Source organism: Achromobacter sp. PD1, assembly GCF_048541815.1.
GTDB lineage: Bacteria > Pseudomonadota > Gammaproteobacteria > Burkholderiales > Burkholderiaceae_B > Achromobacter > Achromobacter bronchisepticus_A.
Genome location: NZ_CP183349.1, coordinates 6,961,421 through 6,980,633, shown reverse-complemented (window position 1 = coordinate 6,980,633; position 19,213 = coordinate 6,961,421). Strand labels below are relative to the sequence as shown.

The window sequence follows — 19,213 nt, the reverse complement described above, 5'->3', positions numbered from 1 at the left end:
TCACATAAATCCGGTTATGATGAACTATTCGTTCCAGGAATAGAACAATCATGCAAGATCTCAACGACCTCTACTACTTTTCCCAGGTAGTCGAACAGGGAGGCTTCAGCGCCGCGGCCAGGGTGTTGGACATCCCGAAATCCCGCTTGTCGCGCCGGATCTCGCACCTGGAGGAAAGCCTGGGCGTGCGTCTTTTGCAGCGCACGACGCGGCGCTTGCGCCTGACCTCGGCCGGCGAGCGTTATCTGCACTATTGCCGCGAAATGGCCGCATCGGCGCGCGCCGCCGACGACGCCATGCGGCAACTGCAGGCCGAGCCCACCGGCCCCGTGATCGTGAGCTGCCCCGTGTCCATCGCGCAGGACGTGCTGTCGCCGCTGTTGCCCGAATTCCTGGACGCCTGGCCCGCCGTGTCGGTGCAGTTGCTGGTGACCAACCGCCGCGTGGACCTGATCCGCGAGGGCGTGGACCTGGCCCTGCGCGTGCGCACCAAGCTGGATACCGACGCCGAACTGGTCGTGCGCCACTTCGGCACGGCGCGCGGCACGCTGGTCGCCAGCCCCAGCTATCTGCAGCGCCATGGCACGCCCGACACCCCGCAGGATCTCGCCACGCACACCACGCTGAGCTTCAGCGATCCGCAAAACGAAGTGCGCTGGCCGCTACGCAACGACAAGGGTGAAGAGGTGCACGTGGAATTGAAGCCGCAGCTGTCATGCAACGACTTCATCGTGCTGACCGAGGCCGCGGTGCGCGGCCGCGGCATCGCCCTGCTGCCCTCGATCGCCACGCATGAACAGCTGCGGCGCGGCCAGCTGGTGCAGGTTCTGCCGCAATGGCAGTCGCCCGAGGGCATCGTGCATTGCATCTATCCGTCGCGGCGGGGCATGATGCCCGCCGTGCGCGCCCTGCTCGATTTCCTGTCGGAGCGCCTGCCCGCGATGTATCAGCGGCTGGAAAAGGCTCCGCTGCCGCCGGCTCAGTAGCCGCGCGAGCGGTCCACCACGCCGGTGATGGCTTCGCCGCGCTGCAGCTGCGCGACCTTGCCCGCGATCTGGCGGATGCTCTCGTCGCGCAAGGTGCGCGCCGCGATGTGCGGCGTCACATGCACGCGCGCATCGCGCCAGAACGCGTGGTCCTTGGGCAAGGGCTCGGTGTGGAAGACGTCCAGCGTGGCGCCGTCGATCTCGCCTTCTTCGAGCATCTGCACCAGATCGTCCTCGACCAGATGCTCGCCCCGGCCGACGTTGACCAGATGCGCATGCGGCAGCAGTTGCGACAGCGTTTCGCGGTTGAGGATGCCGACCGTGTCCGGCGTGAGCGGCAGCACGTTCACCAGGAAGCGCGTGCGGGCCAGGAACGCCGGCAAGGCGGCCGCTCCCGCAAAGGTTTCGACGCCGGGAATCTCGCGCGGCGTGCGCGACCAACCCGCCACGGGGTAGCCGAATTCGGCCAGGGTCTGAGCGACCCTGGCGCCTACCTGCCCCAGGCCCAGCACGCCCACCGGCCAGTCCGCCTGCCGCGAACCTTCACGGGTGTCCCAATGCTGCCGCGCCTGCGCATGGTCGAACGCTTCGAAATCGCGCGAGACGCGCAGCAGCGCATACAGCGCGTATTCCGCCATCTGCACCGACATGCCCGCGTCTTCCAGGCGGACGATGCGCACCTGCGGCGGAATCTCGGGCATCTTCAGCAAGGCGTCGACGCCCGCGCCCAGATTGAACAGCGTGGTCAGGCCGGTTTCGTGCTTGAAGAGTTCGGCCGGCGGACGCCACACCAGCGCCGCCTGCGCGCCCGAGGGCGGGCCGTCCGGATTCCACACGGAAATGCGGCATCCGGGCATGGCGGCTTCCAGCAGCGGAACCCAGGCGGCGGGATCATGGTGGGGACAGGCAAAGAGTATGTGCATGGTGGCTCTGTGTGCAGGCTCGGGAAGCCTCAAGCATGAGGGATGCCGCCGCACAAATCAAACGGCCCGGCATATGGCCGGGCCGCGTGCAGACAAACGGAAAAGCGCTCAGGCCGCCTGCGGCACCTCGGGCTTGCCTTTGCCCTTGTTCTTGTTGCGGCGCAGGAAGGCCCACACCTGCAGGAACACCAGCAAGGCGCTCGCGCCGATGAACCACGCGCTGATCGGGCGCTCCACGAACACCGCCAGATCGCCGCGGGACAGCAGCAACGCGCGGCGGAAGTTCTCTTCGACCATGGGGCCAAGCACGAAGCCGAGCAGGATGGGCGCGACCGAGAATTCCAGCGTCATGAGGATGGCGCCGATCACACCGAAAGCCAGCACCTCCCAAATCTGGAAGAGACTGTTCTGGGTGCTGAACACCCCCACCGCGATGAAGAACAGCGCCGACGGGAACAGGTAGCGGTACGGCACCTGCAGCAACTTCACCCACACGCCGATCAGCGGCACGTTCAGCACCATGAGCAGCACGTTACCCACCCAGAAGCTGGCGATCAGGCCCCAGAAGATGTCCGGATGCTCGGTGATCAGCTGCGGGCCGGGCTGGATGCCCTGGATCAGCAGCGCGCCCAGGATCAGCGCCATCACGGCGTCGCCGGGGATGCCCAGACTCATCGTGGGGATGAAGTCGACCTGCGTCTTGGAGTGCGAGGACGCTTCCGGCGACGCCACGCCGGCGATCATGCCGGTGCCGAACTTCTCGGGCGTCTTGGAGATCTTGCGCTCCAGCGCATAGGCCACGAAGGTGGTGATGGTGGGGCCGGTGCCGGGCATGGCGCCGAACAGCGTGCCTACCGCCGTGCCGCGCACCATGGGCCAGAAGGCGGTCTTGAGCTCCTGCTTGCTGGGCCGCATGTCGCGCAGGCGCAGCTTGGCGCCGCTGCCGATGATGGTCATGCGGTTGACGCTCATGAGGAAGTCGGCCACGCCGAACAGGCCCATGGAAATCGCCACCAGTTCCAGGCCGTCGGACAGGTCCAGCAGCCCGAACGAAAAGCGGATGGTGCCGGTATTCACGTCCGTGCCCACCACGCCGCACATCAGGCCAAACAAGGTCATCGCCACGCCCTTGAGCGGCGAGCCGCGCGACATCGTGGCGCCGGCCAAGAGGCCCAACAGCATGATCGAAAAGATCTCGGTGGGACCGAACTTGAACGCCACTTCAACCAGCAGCGGCGACGCGAAGATCATGACGATGATCCCCACCGACGCGGCGAAGAACGAACAGATCATCGTGATGCCGAGCGCGGTTCCGCCCTTGCCCTGTTTGGTCAGCGGATAGCCGTCCAGGCAGGTGACCGCGTGCGGCGGATGCGAAGGCAGGTTGAGCAGGATCGCGCCGATGGCGCCGCCGTACTGCGAACCGTAGAAGATGCCGGCCAGCATCAGGATGGCGGGCACCGGATGCATTACGTAGGTCAGCGGCAGCAGAATGGAAATGGCCGACAGCGCGCCCATGCCGGGCAGCACGCCGATGAGGTTGCCCACCAGCACGCCGAAGAACGACCACATCAGGTTGTGCCACTGGAAGGCGACGCCGAAGCCGTACCAGAGGTCCATCAAAGATTGAGAAATCATGGCGCTTCAACCCCAGCGAAACAGCGGAAGCTGCAACTGCAACGCCCACCAGAAGACGACGACCGCGATGACGGTCATGGCGATCGACAGCAGCAGAGCCTGCTTGATCGTGTTGTTGCGGTCGCCCAGCGCCGAAATGAACACGATGGCGAACGTGGCGGGCAGCAAGCCGCCGTAGTGGCCCAGCAGCAGGAAGGCCAGGATGCCCAGCAGGATGCAGGCGCCGCCGCGGAAATCGGGCAGGCCGTGGCCATGGCCGTCGCCGGGCGGCGGCGCGGACGACTCGCCCGAACGCGCCGAGATGGCGATCAGCACGCCGGTCAGCGCCAGCAGGCCGCCGAGCGCCGCCGGGAAAAATCCGGGGCCCATGTGGCTCAGGGTGCCGATGTGATAGTCGGTGCCGCCGTAAATCGCCCCCAGCCCAATGAGGACCATCAGCGCTCCGCCGTAATAGTCCTTTCTATTGATTGTCTTTTGCACTTCATCCTCCTTCGTAGTGCGGCCGCACGCCTCGCCGGGATACACGCTCGAACGAGCGCCGCCCGGTGCCTGACGACAGGTCCGGACGCAGATTACGGAAGGAAGCTGCTAATCCGCTTTCTATGCGCTGTCGTGCTCCTGAATCCGGGGGTTATCCCTGAACGGAAGCCGCACATGAATGCGGAAATGCGGAGAAGTTACTGATCGCCCTTGAGCTCGACATCGAGCGGACGAGGATATTGCGAGACGATGGCCGCTAGCGGCAGCCACAGCACGGAAGCCAGGCCGACGCCACCTTGCGCGTTCGGTTCGCCGTCGCGCAATTCGATGTCGCCATCGTTGCGGCGTGCGTAAGCGCGGGCGATCGCCAGCCCCAGGCCCGAGCCCGACGAGGCGACCGGCTTGTCCGTGCCGACCCGCTCGAAACGCGCGAAGGCGCGCTGGCGCAGTATCGGGTCCAGCCCCGGCCCGTTGTCGGAAACGGCAACCTCGGCGCGGTTGTCGCGGCAGCAGACCGACACGGTGATGCGCGCGCCAGCAGGCGCGTAGTGGATGGCGTTGTGCACCAGGTTCGACAAGGCTTCGTGCAGTTCGGCCTCGTTGCCCGACACCGGCGCGGGGATTTCCTGGCCCTCTTCGGAACCCGCCTGCACCCAGCCCAGGTCCTGCTGCTTTTCATGCGCCAGCGGCAGGTACTGCAGCACCACCTCGCGCGACACGGCGTTCATGTCCAGCAGTTGCCTTGGCAACTGGTCGGCCTGGTTGGCGTGAGCCAGCGACAGCAGCTGTTCAGTCAGGCGGCGCGTGCGGCCCAGCTGGTCGACGATGCCGCGCAGGCCCTCCTGCGCCCGGGCCGGATCGCGTTCGCGCAGCGCGTACTGCGCCTGCGTCAGCATGATGGCCAGCGGCGTGCGCAATTGATGCGAAGCATCGGCCAGGAACTGCGACTGCTCGTCGAGGACGCGGCGGTAGCGGGCGATATGGTGATTGACCGCATCGACCAGCGGCGCCACTTCGCTGGGCACGCGCGAGGCGTCCAGCGGCGTCAGGTCATCGGGGCGGCGCGCGCGGATATCGTTGCGCAGCCGGCGCAGCGGCTTCAACGCCCACGACACGCCCCACCACACCAGCAGCGCGACCAGCGCCAGCATGCGCGTGTCGCGCAGGATTTCCTGGCGCCGGGCGTTGTTCTCGGCCTCGATGCGCTTGCCTGTGCTTTCGGCCACCACGACCAGCACCTGGCGGTGCTGCCCCTGGTAGTACAGGTCGCGCACCACCGCGACGACGCGCACGGGATCGTTGCGATAGACGCTGTCGTAGAAAACGGGCTGGCTGTTGGAACGCGGCCAGGCAGGCGGACGCGGCATCTCCGGCATGCCGAGCAAGGTCTTGCCCGGCTCGGTGGGCACGGCGGCTCCGTCCGGCAGCGGCGGATCGATCTCTTCGATGCGGAAATACTTGCGCAGGCCCGCGCGGGACTCGAGCATCACCTGCGCGTACAGCGGCGTAGCGACCTGCAGGTTGCCGTCAGGCGTGAATTCCAGGCTGCTTTCCAGCACCCGGGCAGGCTCGACCAGGGCGCTGTCGTAGGCTTCGTTGGTGATCTCGGCCAGCGTGCGGTAGTCGTTCACGCTGTCCACGACCAGCAGCACGATCACGCCCGGCAGCAGCAGAATGATCAGCAGCGCGCGGATGCCCACGCGCGGCAGCTCGGATAGCCGCAGCCTCACTCAGGATTCCGCGGACTCGCTGGCGACGCTTTCCAGCATGTAGCCCAGCCCGCGCACGGTGACGATGCGCACGTCGCTGCCGGCCAGCTTCTTGCGCAGCCGATGCAGCACCACCTCGATGGCGTCGGGATTGGCTTCGCTATCGTGCGTGAACACCTTGCCGAACAGCTGGGACTTGTCCACCGGATAGCCGCTGCGGGTAAGCAAGGCGGCCAGCGCGGCATGCTCGCGCGGCGTCAGAAACAGCAGCGAGCCGTCCAGGGTGAAGGCGCGGCTTTCGCTGTCGTAGGACAGCGAACCGCATTGCAGGCGCGGATGCTGGCGGCCGCGGCTGCGGCGCACCAGCGCCGTCAGGCGCGCTTCCAGTTCCTCGAGCGCGAAGGGCTTGGTGAGGAAGTCGTCCGCGCCCAGGTTCAGGCCGCGCACGCGGTCCTGCAGAGCGCCTTGGGCAGTCAACAGCAGCACCGGGGTGCGGTCGTCGCGGTTGCGCATTTCGCGCAGCACCACCAGCCCGTGCTTGTCGGGCAGGCGCAGGTCCATGACGATGGCGTCGTATTCGGTACCGGCCATGAAGGCTTCGGCGGTGCGGGCGTCGGCCGCGTGGTCCGGCACGAACCCGCTCTGGGCGAGCGCGCGCATCAACCAGGACGCCATGTCCCGTTCGTCTTCAACCAACAATATGCGCATGACCGTCCGTTCCTTCAGGCAGATTCTCTGCTGCCCGTTGCCCGTGCACCCGCTGGCGCAAGTAGCGGGTTTCGTGATGGCGCCGGAAGAGGATAGCCGACAGCTCGTTCAGCGCCTGGGTGTAGACATCGCGCTTGAACTCGATCACGGCATCCAGGGGCACCCAATACTGGCTCCAGCGCCAGGCATCGAATTCCGGATGCTGCGTCGCGCGCAAGCACACGTCACTGTCACGTCCTACCAGGCGCAACAAGAACCAAATCTGTTTTTGTCCTTTATAGTGGCCACGCCACTCACGCCGGACGAAGTGATCGGGCACGTTATAACGTAACCAATCGCGTGTACGCCCCAAAATACGGACATGCTCGGGCTTCAAGCCCACCTCTTCATGGAGTTCGCGATACATGGCCTGCACCGGGCTTTCGCCATACTTGATGCCGCCTTGGGGGAACTGCCAGGCATGTTCCCTGATACGCTTGCCCCAAAAGACCTCGTTTCTACCGTTGACGAGAATGATGCCGACATTGGGGCGGTAGCCTTCGCGGTCAAGCATGGGCCACCCCCACCGAATTCAATACAATTACGATCGATTATACGTATCTGCAGCCACCTTTAAACATGCGCGCATCCAACTACCACATCAACACCCTCAAAGAAGCCCCTTCCGAAGCCGAAGTCGCCAGCCATCAGCTGATGACCCGGGCAGGGATGATCCGCAAGCTCGCGGGCGGCATCTACACCTACATGCCCCTGGGGCTGAAAGTCATCCGCAAGGTCGAGGCCATCGTCCGCGAAGAAATGAATGCCGCGGGTGCGATCGAGCTGCTGATGCCGGTGGTGCAGCCGGCCGAGCTCTGGCAGGAATCGGGCCGCTGGGAGCAATACGGCGCCGAGCTGCTGCGCATCAAGGACCGGCACCAGCGCGATTTCGTGCTGCAGCCCACGTCCGAGGAAGTCATCACGGACATCGCGCGCAACGAAATCCACAGCTATCGCCAGCTGCCGGTGAACTTCTATCACATCCAGACCAAGTTCCGGGACGAGCGCCGCCCGCGCTTCGGCCTGATGCGCGGCCGCGAATTCACCATGAAGGACGCCTATTCCTTCGACCGCGACGAAGCCGGCGCTCAGGCCAGCTACGACACCATGTTCAACGCCTACATGCGCATTTTCGGCCGCCTGGGTCTGGAATTCCGCGCCGTGGCCGCTGACACGGGCTCGATCGGCGGCACCCGCAGCCACGAATTCCAGGTGATCGCCGACACCGGCGAAGACCTGCTGGTCTACAACGCCGATTCGGAATACGCCGCCAACATGGAGCTGGCCGAGGCCCCCGGCCTGTACCCGACCCGCGCCGAGCCCGCCCAGGCCATGGCCGAAGTGCCCACGCCGGGCGCCGCCAAGTGCGAAGACGTGGCCAAGCTGCTGGGCCTGCCGCTGGAGCGCACGATCAAGTCCATCGTGCTGGCCACCGACGGCGAGAAAGGCGCCGACATCTGGCTGCTGCTGCTGCGCGGCGACCACGAACTCAACGAAATCAAGGCCGGCAAGCTGCCCGGCCTGGCCGGCTTCCGCTTCGCCACGGAAACCGAGATTGTCGAAACCTTCGGCTGCAAGCCCGGCTACCTGGGCCCGGTCAAGACCGTCCGTCCCGTGCACGTCATTGCCGACCGCACCGTGGCCAACATGGCCGATTTCGTCTGCGGCGCGAACAAGGAAGATTTCCACATCCAGGGCGTGAACTGGGGCCGTGACCTGCCCGAGCCCGAGCTGGTGGCGGACCTGCGCAACGTAGTCGCCGGCGACCCCTCGCCGGACGGCAAGGGCACCCTGTCGATCCAGCGCGGCATCGAAGTCGGCCACGTGTTCTACCTGGGCAAGAAGTACTCGGAAGCCCTCAAGGCCACCTTCCTGGACGAAACCGGCAAGCCCGCCGTCCTGGAAATGGGCTGCTACGGTATCGGCGTGACCCGCATCGTGGGCGCGGCCATCGAGCAGAACCACGATGCCCGCGGCATCATCTGGCCGCGCGCGATCGCCCCCTTCGAAGTGGTAATCTGCCCGGTCGGCTGGGGCAAAAGTGAAACCGTGCGTGACACCGCGCAAAAGCTCTACGAATCCCTCCTGGCGCGCGGCGTGGACGTCATCCTGGACGACCGCGATGCCCGCCCGGGCGTGATGTTTGCTGAATGGGAGCTGATCGGCGCGCCGCTGCGTGTAACAGTTGGAGAACGCGGCCTGAACGATGGTGTGGTGGAATTGCAGGCCCGTCGGGAAACCGAAGCGGCCAAGATTCCGGTAGAGTCCGCGCTTGAAGCCGTGCTGACGAAACTCGACACGCTGTAAACCTTATAGTAACTACGGACTTTCCGCGTCCCGACTGCCCTTTTCTATCCATCGTGACCGATCCGAAGTCCGCCGAATCCGTCCTGCAGGTCCGTGTCTACTACGAAGACACGGATGCAGGCGGAGTGGTTTTCTACGCCAACTACTTGAAATTCCTGGAACGCGCACGCACCGAGTGGCTGCGCAATCTGGGGGTCAACCAGTCCAACCTGGCGGCCAGCGAACAACGTCTATTCGTTGTCCGCTCCCTGGACATGTCCTACCGCAAGCCGGCCAGGCTGGACGATTTACTTACCATACGCAGCCGGATCACACGACTCGGCCGCGCTTCGATACACTTCGCGCAACGCGCGGAACGCGACGGGGAACTGCTTGCCGACGGCAACATCCAAGTCTGCTGCGTCGATGCCATTCACATGCGGCCGGCGGAGTTGCCGGCTGACGTTCGCGCCAAACTGGAATTCATTCAGGAATAACCATGCAAGTCACCAACGACATGTCGTTGCTTTCGCTGATTTCGCACGCCAGCGTGCCGGTCCAGCTGATCATGCTGATGCTGTTGGGCATTTCGATCATGTCCTGGACCTACATCTTCGCCAAGCGGCTGGCGATCAAGCGGGCCCATGCCCAGACCCGCCGCTTCGAAGACGATTTCTGGTCGGGCGGCGACCTGTCCATGCTGCAACAGGCCGTGGCCTCGCGCCGCGACGAGCAAGGCGCGCTGGCCCGCATCTTCGATGCCGGCATGACCGAATTCCTGAAGGCCCGCCGCGGCAATGCCTCCGGCGACGCCACCGCCCTGCTGGACGGCCCGCGCCGCGCCATGCGCGCCGCCTACCAGCGCGAGATGGATTCGCTGGAATCGCACCTGAACTTCCTGGCTTCGGCCGGCTCCGTGTCCCCTTACATCGGCCTGCTGGGCACGGTCTGGGGGATCATGCACGCCTTCATCGGCCTGTCGAACATGCAGCAGGCCACCCTGGCCTCGGTGGCTCCCGGCATCGCGGAAGCGCTGATCGCCACCGCCATCGGCCTGTTCGCGGCCATTCCCGCCGTGGTCGCCTACAACCGCTTCACGAACGACATCGATCGCATCTCGATCCGTTTCGACAGCTTCGTCGATGAATTCCTGAACATTCTGCAACGGCAGGTGCGCTAATGCCCTCGGTAAGCTCACGCGGCAGGTCCGGCCGCCGCATGAAGGCCGACATCAACGTGGTGCCGTACATCGACGTGATGCTGGTGCTGCTGGTCATCTTCATGGTGACCGCTCCTCTCATCACGCCCGGCCTGATCCAGCTGCCCTCCGTCGGCGCGGCTTCGGACGTGCCGGTCAAGCCGCTGGAAGTCCAGATTTCGGAAGACGGCAAGATCGCCCTGCGCATGCGCGAACCCGGCGCCACCATGCAGGACATCGCGCGCCCCGAGCTGGTGGCGCAAGTGCGTTCGCGCATTACCGCGGAAACCCCGGTGGTCATCGCCGCCGACGGCAAGGTGCCGTACGAAACGGTCGTGAAGGTCATGGATGAACTTCGCACCAGCGGCATCACCCGCCTGGGTCTGCTGGTGGACCAGTCCGCCGGCGCATCCCAGCCTGCTCCCGCGAAAAAACGCTAACGCGACGCCTTCCGCCGGCGACGCCGGCTTGCAACGCTCATGACGCCACCCATAATCCGACACCGCAGCGGCCCCCCGGCCACCCCGCCCAACCACGACAACCGGAAGGCATTGATCCTGGCCGTGGCCGTGCACGTGCTGCTGCTGATCGTCTTGATCTTTGGCGTGAACTGGCGCTCCGAGAGCCCCGGCCCCGTGCAGGTGCAGCTCTGGGCAGACGGCAATTCGCCCGTCTCGCCGCCGCCCACGCCGCAACCCGAACCCCCGAAGCCTCAGCCCAAGCCGGAACCGAAGCCGGAGCCTGAAAAGGCGCCCGAGCCTCCCCCGCCGCCGCCCCCTCCCCCCAAGCCTGAGCCCCAAGCCCAGCCCAAGACCGAGGAAGTCGACCCCGAGATCGCGCTGCAGGAAGCCAAGAAAAAGCGCGAACAAGAGGAAAAGGCACGCCAGGCTGCCGAAGCCGCCAAGGAAAAGGCGCGCCTCGACGAAGAACGCAAGCAGGCCGAACTGAAGGAAAAGAAGCGTCTGGAGCAGGAACGCCAGGCTGCTGAGAAGGCTGCTGCCGAAAAGGCCGCCGAGAAAGCCGCCGCCGACAAGGCTGCCGCCGAGAAGAAGGCCAAGGACGACGCCGCCAAGAAGGCCGCGGCAGACAAGGCCGCCGCCGAAAAGGCCGCTGCCGACAAGGCTGCCGAGGAAAAAGCCGCGGCCGAAAAGGCTGCCGCCGAGAAAAAAGCTGCGGCCGAGAAGAAGGCCAAGGAAGAAGCCGCCAAGAAGGCCGCCGCCGACAAGGCGCTGAAGGATGCCTTCCGCAACGACGCCCTGGGCGCCGCCGGCATCCCCGGCGGCACGGCCGACCGCAATCAGGCGGGCGGCGGGCGCGACAGCGGCTATGGCGCCAAGGTCCGCGCCTGCGTGCAACCCGGGGTGGCTTATCCGCCCCCGGCCCGCAGCGGATCGGAAAATCCCACGGCACAATACCGGGTACAGTTAGGTTCCGACGGGAAGGTCAATGGCGTCACCTTGACCAGTTCTTCGGGCAATGCCGGCTTCGACCGCGCGGTCGAGACGGGCATCCGCCGTTGCAACCCCTTCCCGAAGCCCTCGACGGGCCGCTACGAACCCATTATTGACGTTGTGTACAGAATGTATGATTGACAGGAGATTGATGAATATGACTCCCGCTTATAGCCGACGAGTACCCCCCCTCGCTCTCTGGCGATCGTATGGACTCGGGCTGCTGATGCTGACCTTGGCCTGCCTGATGGCCATCAAGCCCGCCCATGCGCAGCTGCGCGTCGATATCTCCGGTACCGGCGCCACCCAATACCCCGTCGCCATCGCCGACTTCGCCGTCGACGACACCCATGGCCGCGCCCTGGCCGAAGTCATCCGCGCCGACCTGACCCGCACGGGCCAGTTCCGCCTGATCAACGCCGCCGGTTCCGGCCTGAACGTCGACTCCCCCATCGCCTATGACGACTGGCGTGGCAAGGGCGCCGATTTCATCGCCTACGGCAGCATCACGCGCGGCGCCGACGGCCGCTACGACGTCCGCTACCGCCTGGCCGACACGGTCAAGAAGGGCCAGCTGGACGGCGTGGCGTTCTCGGGCACCGAGCAGGAACTGCGCCGCGTGGCGCACCAGATCGCCGACCGCATTTACGAGAAGATCACCGGCGTTAAGGGTGTCTTCTCGACCCGTATCGCGTACGTGCTGAAGAAGGGCGCCACCTACGAACTGCAGGTGGCGGACGCCGACGGGCAGAACCCGCAAGTCGCCCTGCGTTCGCGCGAGCCCATCATTTCGCCGTCCTGGTCGCCCGATGGCACCAAGCTCGCCTATGTGAGCTTCGAATCCGGCAAACCTGTCGTCTACGTGCACAATCTGGCCACCAGCGCCCGTTCGCCTGTCGCCAACTTCAAGGGCAACAACAGTGCACCGGGCTGGTCGCCTGATGGCAGCAAGCTGGCGGTGGCTTTGACCCGCGATGGTTTGTCGCAAATTTACATCGTTGGCGCGACCGACGGCTCGAATCCGACCCGAGTTACGCGTTCTCCCGGGATTGACACCGAACCGAGCTTTACGCCAGACGGTGCTTCCATTATCTTTACGAGTGACCGCAGCGGCGGGCCGCAGATCTACCAGACCGGCTCGAGTGGTGGCGAAGCACGCCGCCTCACGTTTAATGGTGGTTACAACATATCACCCCGAATTTCCCCCGATGGATCGACGCTACTGTACGTTGCAAGACGCGACGGCGCGTTTCGAATCGCATCGTTGAACCTGTCCTCAGGCTCCGAGACCTTGTTGACTGATGGTCGTGACGATCAGTCCCCGAGTTTTGCGCCGAATGGAATGCAAGTCCTTTACGCCGCCATCCAAAATGGCCGTAGCGTGCTTGCTGGTGTCTCGAGCGATGGCCGCGTACGGCAGACGCTTTCGGTACTGAATGGGGAAATACGTGAACCGACTTGGGGCCCATTTACCCGATAACACGTGTGACTCTCTTTGCAAAGGAACTATCATGAAGTCGCGCATTGCCAAAAGCCTAACCATCGCCGCTCTGGCTGCCGCCCTGGCAGCTTGCAGCTCCGTCCCTCTCGACGATAAAGCGGGTCAGGGCGGAGGCGCTGGCCAAGGATCCTCGGCCTCTGGCCAGATCCTTGATCCCTTCAACCCCCAAAGCATCCTGGCGCAACAGCGCTCGGTGTACTTTGACTTCGACAGCTACACGGTGTCGGACCAGTACCGCAGCTTGGTCGAAACCCACGCCAAGTACCTGGCCTCGCATCAACAGCAGACCATCAAGATCGAAGGCAACACCGACGAACGCGGCGGCGCTGAATACAACCTGGCCCTGGGCCAGCGCCGTGCCGACGCTGTGCGCCGCATGATGACCCTGCTGGGCGTCAGCGACAACCAGATCGAAACCATCAGCTTCGGTAAAGAAAAGCCGAAGGCGACTGGTACGTCGGAAGCCGACTTCGCGGAAAACCGCCGCGCCGATATCGTTTATCGCCGCTAAGCTTTTTCGTATAGTCTAGAGCCCTACCACGCGTCGGGACGGTCAACCGGCCGTCCCGACGTTTGTTTTTATACCCGGGAATTTTCATGCGCGATAACGTTCTGTCCCTGCGTCCTCTGATTGCGGCCACCGGCTTGGTGCTTGCGGCCCTTGCGGCGCCCGCCCACGCTTTTTCCGACGATGAGGCCCGCCGGGCCATCCTGGATTTGCGCCAACAGGTGCAGCAGCAGAACGAACAAAGCCAGCGCGCCAAGCTGCAATTGGCCGACCAGATCCAGGCCTTGCAGCAGGAAGTCGCCCAACTGCGCGACCAGCTCGAATTGGTGTCGCGCCAGCAGCCCTCGGCCAAGCCGGGCGGCGCGGCGGGCAGCGCCAATCCGCCGGGAGCCTCCGCCGGCGACCCCCAGGAACAGGCCGCCTATGACGGCGCGATCGACCTGTTCCGCAAGGGCCAGTACAAGGAAGCGTCCGAATCGCTGGCCGCCTTCACCGCCCTGTACCCCGCCAGCCAGCTCGCGCCCAGCGCCCAGTTCTACCTGGGCAGCAGCCGCTATGCGCTGAAGGACTTCAAGGGCGCCATCGAGCAGTTGAACGCCATGGTCCAGAAGGCCCCGGACAACGCGCGCGCGCCGGATGCTCTGCTGGTGATCGCCGGCAGCCAGATCGAAATGAACAATCGCGCCGGCGCCAAGACGACGCTGCAGCGCATTGTTCGCGACTACCCGACCACGCCGGCCGCCAGCACGGCCAAGAGCCGTCTGCAGCTGCTGCAGTAATGCCGCCTGCCGCGAGCGCGGTTGCCGCATACCGGCACATCCTGCGCCGCCGGGCAGGGCTTATCGCCCTGCTGCTGGCGGCGCTTTTCATTGCGCTGCTGGCCGACTTCACCGTCGGCCCCTCGGGCCTGCCCTGGGGCGAACTGTGGCAGACGCTCACTGCACCCGCCTCGGCTGATCCGACCACCCGAGTCATCGTGTGGGACATCCGCCTGCCGTCGACGTTGATGGCCGCCCTGGTCGGCATGGCGCTGGGGATGGCGGGCGCGGAAATGCAGACCATCCTGAACAACCCCTTGGCCAGCCCATTTACGCTGGGCGTGTCGTCCGCCGCGGCCTTTGGCGCCTCGCTGGCCATCGTGCTGCAACTGGGCCTGCCCGGCGTTCCCGCTGGCTGGCTGGTGGCCGGCAACGCTTTCCTGTTTGCGCTGCTGGCGGCCTTGATGCTGGACGCCGTGACCCGTTGGGGCGGCATGAATACCTCGGGCGTGGTGCTGTTCGGCATCGCCATGCTGTTCACCTTCAATGCGCTGGTGTCGCTGGTGCAGTTCATGGCCAGCGCCGAGGCGCTGCAGAACCTGGTGTTCTGGACCATGGGCAGCTTGTCGCGTTCCAGCTGGACCACGGTCGGCGTGCTGGCGGCGGCCTTTGCCGTGGCGCTGCCGCTGGCCATGCGCCAATCCTGGAAACTGACCGCGCTGCGCCTGGGCGAGGACCGCGCCGCGAGCTTCGGCGTGGACGTGCGCCGCGTGCGCGTTGCGGCGCTGGCCCGGGTCAGCCTGCTGTCGGCGCTGGCGGTGGCCTTTGTCGGCACGATAGGCTTCATCGGGTTGGTCGCGCCGCACATTGCGCGGCGGCTGTTCGGCGAGGACCACCGCTACTTCCTGCCGGGCAGCGCGCTGGTGGGCGCGGTGATCCTGTCACTGGCGTCGATCGCCTCCAAGAACCTCATGCCGGGCGTGGTCGTGCCGGTGGGCATCGTGACCGCCCTGGTCGGCATACCCTTTTTCGCGTCGGTGGTGCTGCGCCGGCAGATGCCATGACCGCGCCGCGCACCGCTGCAGCAACGACGCTATCCGTGCGCGGCCTCACGGCCGGCTACGGACGCTCGGACGTGCTGCATGCGCTGTCGATACCCGAGTTGCCCGCCGGCCAGGTGAGCGCTCTGCTCGGCCCCAACGGCAGCGGCAAATCCACCCTGCTCAAGACCCTGGCGGGCCTGGTCCGCGTGCGCGCCGGACAGGTCACGCTGGACGGCCGCGACCTGCTACGCCAGAGCTTCGGCGAACGCGCGCGCCACGTGGTCTACCTGCCCCAGGGCTTGCCCGCGGCCGTGCACCTGCGGGTGTTCGAATCCGTGCTGGTGGCGGCCAAGGCGGGCGACGGCCTGGGTACGCCGGTGGACATGCAAGCCATAGACCGGCTGCTGGAGCGCCTGGGCATTGCCCATCTGGCCTTGCAGTACCTGGATTCGCTGTCCGGCGGACAGAAGCAGCTGGTGGGACTGGCGCAGGCCTTGATCCGCCACCCGCGCGTGCTGCTGCTGGACGAACCGCTGTCGGCGCTGGACTTGAACTACCAGTTCCACGTCATGCAGCTGCTGCGACAGGAAACCCTGGAACACGGCCTGATCAGCGTCATCGTGCTGCATGACCTGAACGTGGCGCTACAGCACGCCGACCGGGCCGTCATGATCCATGACGGCCGGCTGCACGCGGCGGGCCTGCCGGCGGACGTGATCACGCCGGCATCGCTGGCGGCGGTCTACGGGGTGGAAGGACGGGTGGAGGCCTGCTCGCGCGGCCTGCGGCAGGTGCTGATCGACGGGCTGCAAGCGCGCCCGCACTGAACGCGGGACAGCGCGATGTCAGGCGCGCAGCGCCACGTCCACGACCGGCGCGCCGGTCATGTCCGCCAGTTGCCGCGGCGTCAGGTTGAACACCGCATGCGGATGCCCCGCGGCAGCCCACAGGCTGTCGTAGTTGAAGAGATCCGCGTCCAACAGCATCACCGGCTTGACCGCATGGCCGATGGGACACACGCCGCCGATCGCATAGCCGGTCATGTCGCGCACGAACTTCGCGTCCGCCTTGGCCAGCGGACCCACCTGCGAGGCCACCTTGGCCTCGTCCACTCGGTTCGCGCCGCTGGCGATTACCAGCACCGGCGCGTCATCCGAGGCGCGCCGGAAGATGATGGACTTGGCGATCTGCGCGACCTCGCAGCCTAGCCCCGCCGCCGCTTCCGCCGAGGTCTTGCCGGTTTGCGGCAGGACGACCACGGGCTTGTCATGCCCCAGTTCCAGCAGCAGGCGCGCGACGCGCTGGGCGGATTCGGGCAAGGCGGCAAGGGACTCAGGCGACATCGGGACGGCTCCGTTGAGTTGGGAAATAGGCGCGGCCAGCGCGCCGGGACATCGGAAACGAGTTTATCAGCGCGGAGGCGCGGCGCCTGCGGGCTAGAATGCGCTCCTGGCTTTCCCACACGACACCCATGCGTTCCGAACCCGTCCTGCCCCTGCAAACCGCCCTGATCGGCGGCTACGCCATGTCCTACGCCGAGTACGGCAGCGGTGCGCCCCTGGTGCTGGTGCACGGCTCCTTGTCCGACTGCCGCTACTGGAAGTCGCAGATGGCGCCGCTGGGCAAGTCGTTCCGCGTGCTGGCGGTCTGCCTGCGCCGCTACTGGCCCGAAACCTGGGACGGCGAAGGCGAGGGTTTTTCGGTCGAACAGCATGCCAGCGACGTGCTGGAGTTCATCGATACGGTGGCAGGCGAACCGGCCCATCTGGTGGGCCACTCCCGCGGCGGCCGCGTGGCGCTGGAGGCCGCATTGCAGCAGCCTGCCGCGCTGCGCAGCCTGACCCTGGCCGATCCGGGCCTGCCGCTGCCCGGCGACGACGACCTGCGCGGGGGCTTTCGCCAGCGCGCGCTGGCGCTCATCCGCGACGGCGAGATCGAAGATGGCCTGGCGCTGTTCGTGGATACCGTCACCGGACCCGACACCTGGCAACGCATGGTGCCGTGGTTCAAGGAAATGGTGCGCGACAACGTCGGCACGCTGTTCGGGCAGGCCGAGGAAAAGCCCGAAGCGCTGACGCCCGGGCAGATCGGCACGCTGAAGCTGCCGACCCTGCTGATTGGCGGCGCGCTCAGCCCCGCGCCCTATCCGGCCGTTTTGGATGCCCTGTCGCAATGGCTGCCGCAAGCGCAGCGCGTGACGATCACCGGATCGTCGCACGGCATGAACCTGGGCAATCCGCGCGCCTTCAACGGCGCGATCGAGGCATTCATCAACGGCTGACGCTGGCGCTGCCCGGCCGTGGCACGCCTCAGGGCTCGACCGAAGGCGTGTGCTTCAGACGCCGCAACACGAAGGTGGAACGGCTGTGCCGCACGCCGCGCAGCTTGTAGAGCCGCTTGCGCAGGAACTCCTCGTAGCCTTCGGTTCCCGCCACCGCCACCTTGATCAGATAGTCATACTCGCCAGTCACGAGAAAGGCCTCGACCACTTCCGGCAGCCGCGTGATCTCTTCGCCGAAGCGCGCCAGCGTGTCGTCATCGTGGTGTTCCAGCGTCACCTCGATCATGACGGTGTCCGGCAAGCCCAGCGCCTTCTGGTTCAAGAGGGCGGCGTAGCCCTCGATCACGCCCGCCTCCTCCAGCGCCTTGACCCGGTTCCAGCAAGGCGTGGGCGACAGGCCCACCTGCTCGGCCAGTTTCAGGTTGGTGAGGCGCCCGTCCGCACGCAGCGCGCGCAGGATCTTGCGGTCGGTTTCGTCGATTTTGGGCGATGTGGACATGGGAAGGCCGATAGAAAAGATATTTTCCCTGGAAAAACCAATTCTACAAGACAGATATTTTCCTGAATCAGCAAATACGGCGTGAATCAGGAAACCTATTTTGCCCTCCTGCCCGTAGACTCTCCTGCAAGACGGTCACCTATCCCGCCCGTCCGATTTCGGCGTCCACGCTGCGGCACAACCCGGCGCAGACGCCGGCAGTATCAACGCAGCACGCCGCGCGCCGATCCGCACGGCAGGAAACCATGTCTCTCGCAGCAGCAGCACCCGCAAGAACCGGTCTGGGCCTTTCCGGCACCGCCATGCTTTTGGCCGCTCCGGCGCTCTTCGCCTCCAACATGGTGGCGGCCCGCTGGGCCCATGATGCCAACCTCCCCCCCGTTTTCCTGGCCTTCGGCCGCTGGCTGATCGCCCTGCTGATCCTGCTGCCGCTGGCCGCGCCCGCCCTGCGCGCGCATCGCAAGACCTTGTGGCGCGCCCTGCCGTCGCTGGCGCCGCTGGCGGTGCTGGGCATGGGCGTGGCCGTGGCGCCGCAATACATCGGCGCCCAAAACACCAGCGCGACCAACATCGCCCTGATCTTTTCGTGCAGCCCCATCCTGGTGGCGCTGCTGGAAGCCATCATCTGGCGCAAGCCGCTGTCCGCCCTGCGCGGCGCGGGCCTGGCGCTGGCCTTGGGCGGCGTACTGGTGGTGCTGGCGCGCGGTGACGCGCAGACGCTGGCCCGCCTGGATTTCGGCCAAGGGGATCTCTGGGTGCTGCTGGCCGCCACTGGCTGGGCCTTCTACACCGTGTTGCAGAAGCGGCTGAGTCTGCCCGCGGTGCCGGACAGCGCCCGGCTGGCCGCCATGATGCTGGGCGGCGTGCTGGCCCTGGCGCCCTTTGCCGCGATCGAGGCCGCGGCCGGCGCCACGCCGCCCTGGGGCGATCCGCGACTGGCCGCGGTGCTGCTGTTCCTGGCGGTGGTGCCCAGCCTGGGCGCGTACTACGTGTACGGCCGCCTGATCAGCCAGGCCGGGCCGGCCACCGCGGGGCTGTCGATGTTCCTGGTGCCGGTCTATGCCGCGCTGCTGGCCTGGCCGCTGCTGGGCGAAGCCCCGCAGCTGTTCCATGCCTACGGCTTCGTGATGATCCTGCTGGGCGTGAAGCTGGCCTCGTCGCGCATGCGCGCGGCGGCGGCCACGGCCGCCGCCCCGGCCTGAAGC

The 19,213-nt window shown here is 66.0% G+C and carries 21 protein-coding genes; 13 read left to right on the top strand and 8 right to left on the bottom strand.

Annotation, left to right across the window (positions count from 1 at the left end; all coding sequences use genetic code 11):
• The first annotated feature begins 50 nt into the window (after positions 1 to 50).
• Positions 51 to 986, top strand: coding sequence for a LysR family transcriptional regulator (locus ACM1PE_RS32965; RefSeq protein WP_054458519.1), 936 nt, complete (start codon positions 51 to 53; stop codon positions 984 to 986).
• Here the strand turns inward: ACM1PE_RS32965 and ACM1PE_RS32960 are convergent.
• The 6 genes from ACM1PE_RS32960 to ACM1PE_RS32935 all read right to left on the bottom strand — a co-directional run bounded on the left by ACM1PE_RS32960 (position 980) and on the right by ACM1PE_RS32935 (position 6,997).
• Positions 980 to 1,909, bottom strand: a complete 930-nt coding sequence (locus ACM1PE_RS32960) for a 2-hydroxyacid dehydrogenase (protein WP_059373023.1) — start codon at positions 1,907 to 1,909, stop codon at positions 980 to 982. The genes ACM1PE_RS32965 and ACM1PE_RS32960 overlap by 7 nt on opposite strands.
• Before the next feature lie 108 nt (positions 1,910 to 2,017).
• Entirely contained in the window at positions 2,018 to 3,547 is a 1,530-nt protein-coding gene (locus ACM1PE_RS32955) for a tripartite tricarboxylate transporter permease (RefSeq protein WP_059373021.1), read from the bottom strand.
• Positions 3,548 to 3,553: 6 nt separating this feature from the next.
• Positions 3,554 to 3,982, bottom strand: a complete 429-nt coding sequence (locus ACM1PE_RS32950; protein WP_118932598.1) for a tripartite tricarboxylate transporter TctB family protein — start codon at positions 3,980 to 3,982, stop codon at positions 3,554 to 3,556.
• Between the two features lie 242 nt (positions 3,983 to 4,224).
• Positions 4,225 to 5,727, bottom strand: coding sequence for a sensor histidine kinase (locus ACM1PE_RS32945; protein ID WP_059373063.1), 1,503 nt, complete (start codon positions 5,725 to 5,727; stop codon positions 4,225 to 4,227).
• Between the two features lie 30 nt (positions 5,728 to 5,757).
• The gene (locus ACM1PE_RS32940; protein WP_008157866.1) at positions 5,758 to 6,444 is read right to left on the bottom strand and encodes a response regulator; all 687 of its coding nucleotides are present in this window, start codon (positions 6,442 to 6,444) and stop codon (positions 5,758 to 5,760) included.
• Positions 6,425 to 6,997, bottom strand: coding sequence for an RNA pyrophosphohydrolase (locus tag ACM1PE_RS32935; protein WP_042796390.1), 573 nt, complete (start codon positions 6,995 to 6,997; stop codon positions 6,425 to 6,427). Before ACM1PE_RS32935 ends, ACM1PE_RS32940 begins: the two co-directional genes overlap by 20 nt.
• 65 nt (positions 6,998 to 7,062) lie before the next feature.
• Between ACM1PE_RS32935 and ACM1PE_RS32930 the strand changes: the two genes are divergently transcribed.
• The 10 genes from ACM1PE_RS32930 (at position 7,063) to ACM1PE_RS32885 (ending at position 16,055) form a co-directional block, all read left to right on the top strand.
• Positions 7,063 to 8,790 carry a proline--tRNA ligase gene (locus tag ACM1PE_RS32930; protein WP_419342197.1) on the top strand — a complete coding sequence of 576 codons (1,728 nt, stop codon included), beginning with the start codon at positions 7,063 to 7,065 and terminating at the stop codon, positions 8,788 to 8,790.
• 53 nt (positions 8,791 to 8,843) lie between these two features.
• On the top strand, positions 8,844 to 9,266 hold the full coding sequence (ybgC, locus tag ACM1PE_RS32925; protein WP_059373015.1) for a tol-pal system-associated acyl-CoA thioesterase: 423 nt from the start codon (positions 8,844 to 8,846) through the stop codon (positions 9,264 to 9,266).
• Between the two features lie 2 nt (positions 9,267 to 9,268).
• Positions 9,269 to 9,949, top strand: coding sequence for a protein TolQ (gene tolQ, locus ACM1PE_RS32920; protein WP_054458511.1), 681 nt, complete (start codon positions 9,269 to 9,271; stop codon positions 9,947 to 9,949).
• Positions 9,949 to 10,407 carry a protein TolR gene (gene tolR, locus ACM1PE_RS32915; RefSeq protein WP_059373013.1) on the top strand — a complete coding sequence of 153 codons (459 nt, stop codon included), beginning with the start codon at positions 9,949 to 9,951 and terminating at the stop codon, positions 10,405 to 10,407. Before tolQ ends, tolR begins: the two co-directional genes overlap by 1 nt.
• 39 nt (positions 10,408 to 10,446) lie before the next feature.
• The gene (tolA, locus tag ACM1PE_RS32910) at positions 10,447 to 11,559 is read left to right on the top strand and encodes a cell envelope integrity protein TolA (protein ID WP_059373011.1); all 1,113 of its coding nucleotides are present in this window, start codon (positions 10,447 to 10,449) and stop codon (positions 11,557 to 11,559) included.
• 16 nt (positions 11,560 to 11,575) lie between these two features.
• A complete protein-coding gene (tolB, locus tag ACM1PE_RS32905; RefSeq protein WP_059373061.1) occupies positions 11,576 to 12,898 on the top strand; it encodes a Tol-Pal system beta propeller repeat protein TolB in 1,323 nt (440 codons plus the stop codon).
• A gap of 31 nt (positions 12,899 to 12,929) precedes the next feature.
• Positions 12,930 to 13,430, top strand: coding sequence for a peptidoglycan-associated lipoprotein Pal (gene pal / locus ACM1PE_RS32900; RefSeq protein WP_042796384.1), 501 nt, complete (start codon positions 12,930 to 12,932; stop codon positions 13,428 to 13,430).
• An 86-nt stretch (positions 13,431 to 13,516) separates the two neighbouring features.
• Complete coding sequence (gene ybgF / locus ACM1PE_RS32895; protein ID WP_013391489.1) at positions 13,517 to 14,206, top strand: tol-pal system protein YbgF; 690 nt, start codon at positions 13,517 to 13,519, stop codon at positions 14,204 to 14,206.
• On the top strand, positions 14,206 to 15,249 hold the full coding sequence (locus ACM1PE_RS32890; RefSeq protein WP_419342196.1) for a FecCD family ABC transporter permease: 1,044 nt from the start codon (positions 14,206 to 14,208) through the stop codon (positions 15,247 to 15,249). The genes ybgF and ACM1PE_RS32890 overlap by 1 nt, the downstream gene beginning before the upstream one ends.
• Positions 15,246 to 16,055 carry an ABC transporter ATP-binding protein gene (locus tag ACM1PE_RS32885; RefSeq protein ID WP_419342195.1) on the top strand — a complete coding sequence of 270 codons (810 nt, stop codon included), beginning with the start codon at positions 15,246 to 15,248 and terminating at the stop codon, positions 16,053 to 16,055. The genes ACM1PE_RS32890 and ACM1PE_RS32885 overlap by 4 nt, the downstream gene beginning before the upstream one ends.
• Before the next feature lie 18 nt (positions 16,056 to 16,073).
• On the opposite strand, the gene ACM1PE_RS32880 is transcribed toward ACM1PE_RS32885, so the two are convergent.
• Positions 16,074 to 16,571: a YbaK/EbsC family protein gene (locus tag ACM1PE_RS32880; RefSeq protein ID WP_118932586.1), complete on the bottom strand. Its 498-nt coding sequence runs from the start codon at positions 16,569 to 16,571 to the stop codon at positions 16,074 to 16,076.
• A gap of 128 nt (positions 16,572 to 16,699) precedes the next feature.
• Between ACM1PE_RS32880 and ACM1PE_RS32875 the strand changes: the two genes are divergently transcribed.
• Positions 16,700 to 17,509 (top strand): alpha/beta fold hydrolase, encoded by an 810-nt coding sequence (locus ACM1PE_RS32875; RefSeq protein ID WP_419342194.1) that lies wholly within the window; start codon positions 16,700 to 16,702, stop codon positions 17,507 to 17,509.
• A 28-nt stretch (positions 17,510 to 17,537) separates the two neighbouring features.
• On the opposite strand, the gene ACM1PE_RS32870 is transcribed toward ACM1PE_RS32875, so the two are convergent.
• Entirely contained in the window at positions 17,538 to 18,008 is a 471-nt protein-coding gene (locus ACM1PE_RS32870) for an Lrp/AsnC family transcriptional regulator (protein WP_059372995.1), read from the bottom strand.
• A 245-nt stretch (positions 18,009 to 18,253) separates the two neighbouring features.
• On the opposite strand from ACM1PE_RS32870, the gene ACM1PE_RS32865 reads away from it, so the two are divergent.
• Positions 18,254 to 19,210: a DMT family transporter gene (locus tag ACM1PE_RS32865; RefSeq protein WP_280015892.1), complete on the top strand. Its 957-nt coding sequence runs from the start codon at positions 18,254 to 18,256 to the stop codon at positions 19,208 to 19,210.
• Positions 19,211 to 19,213 lie beyond the last annotated feature (3 nt).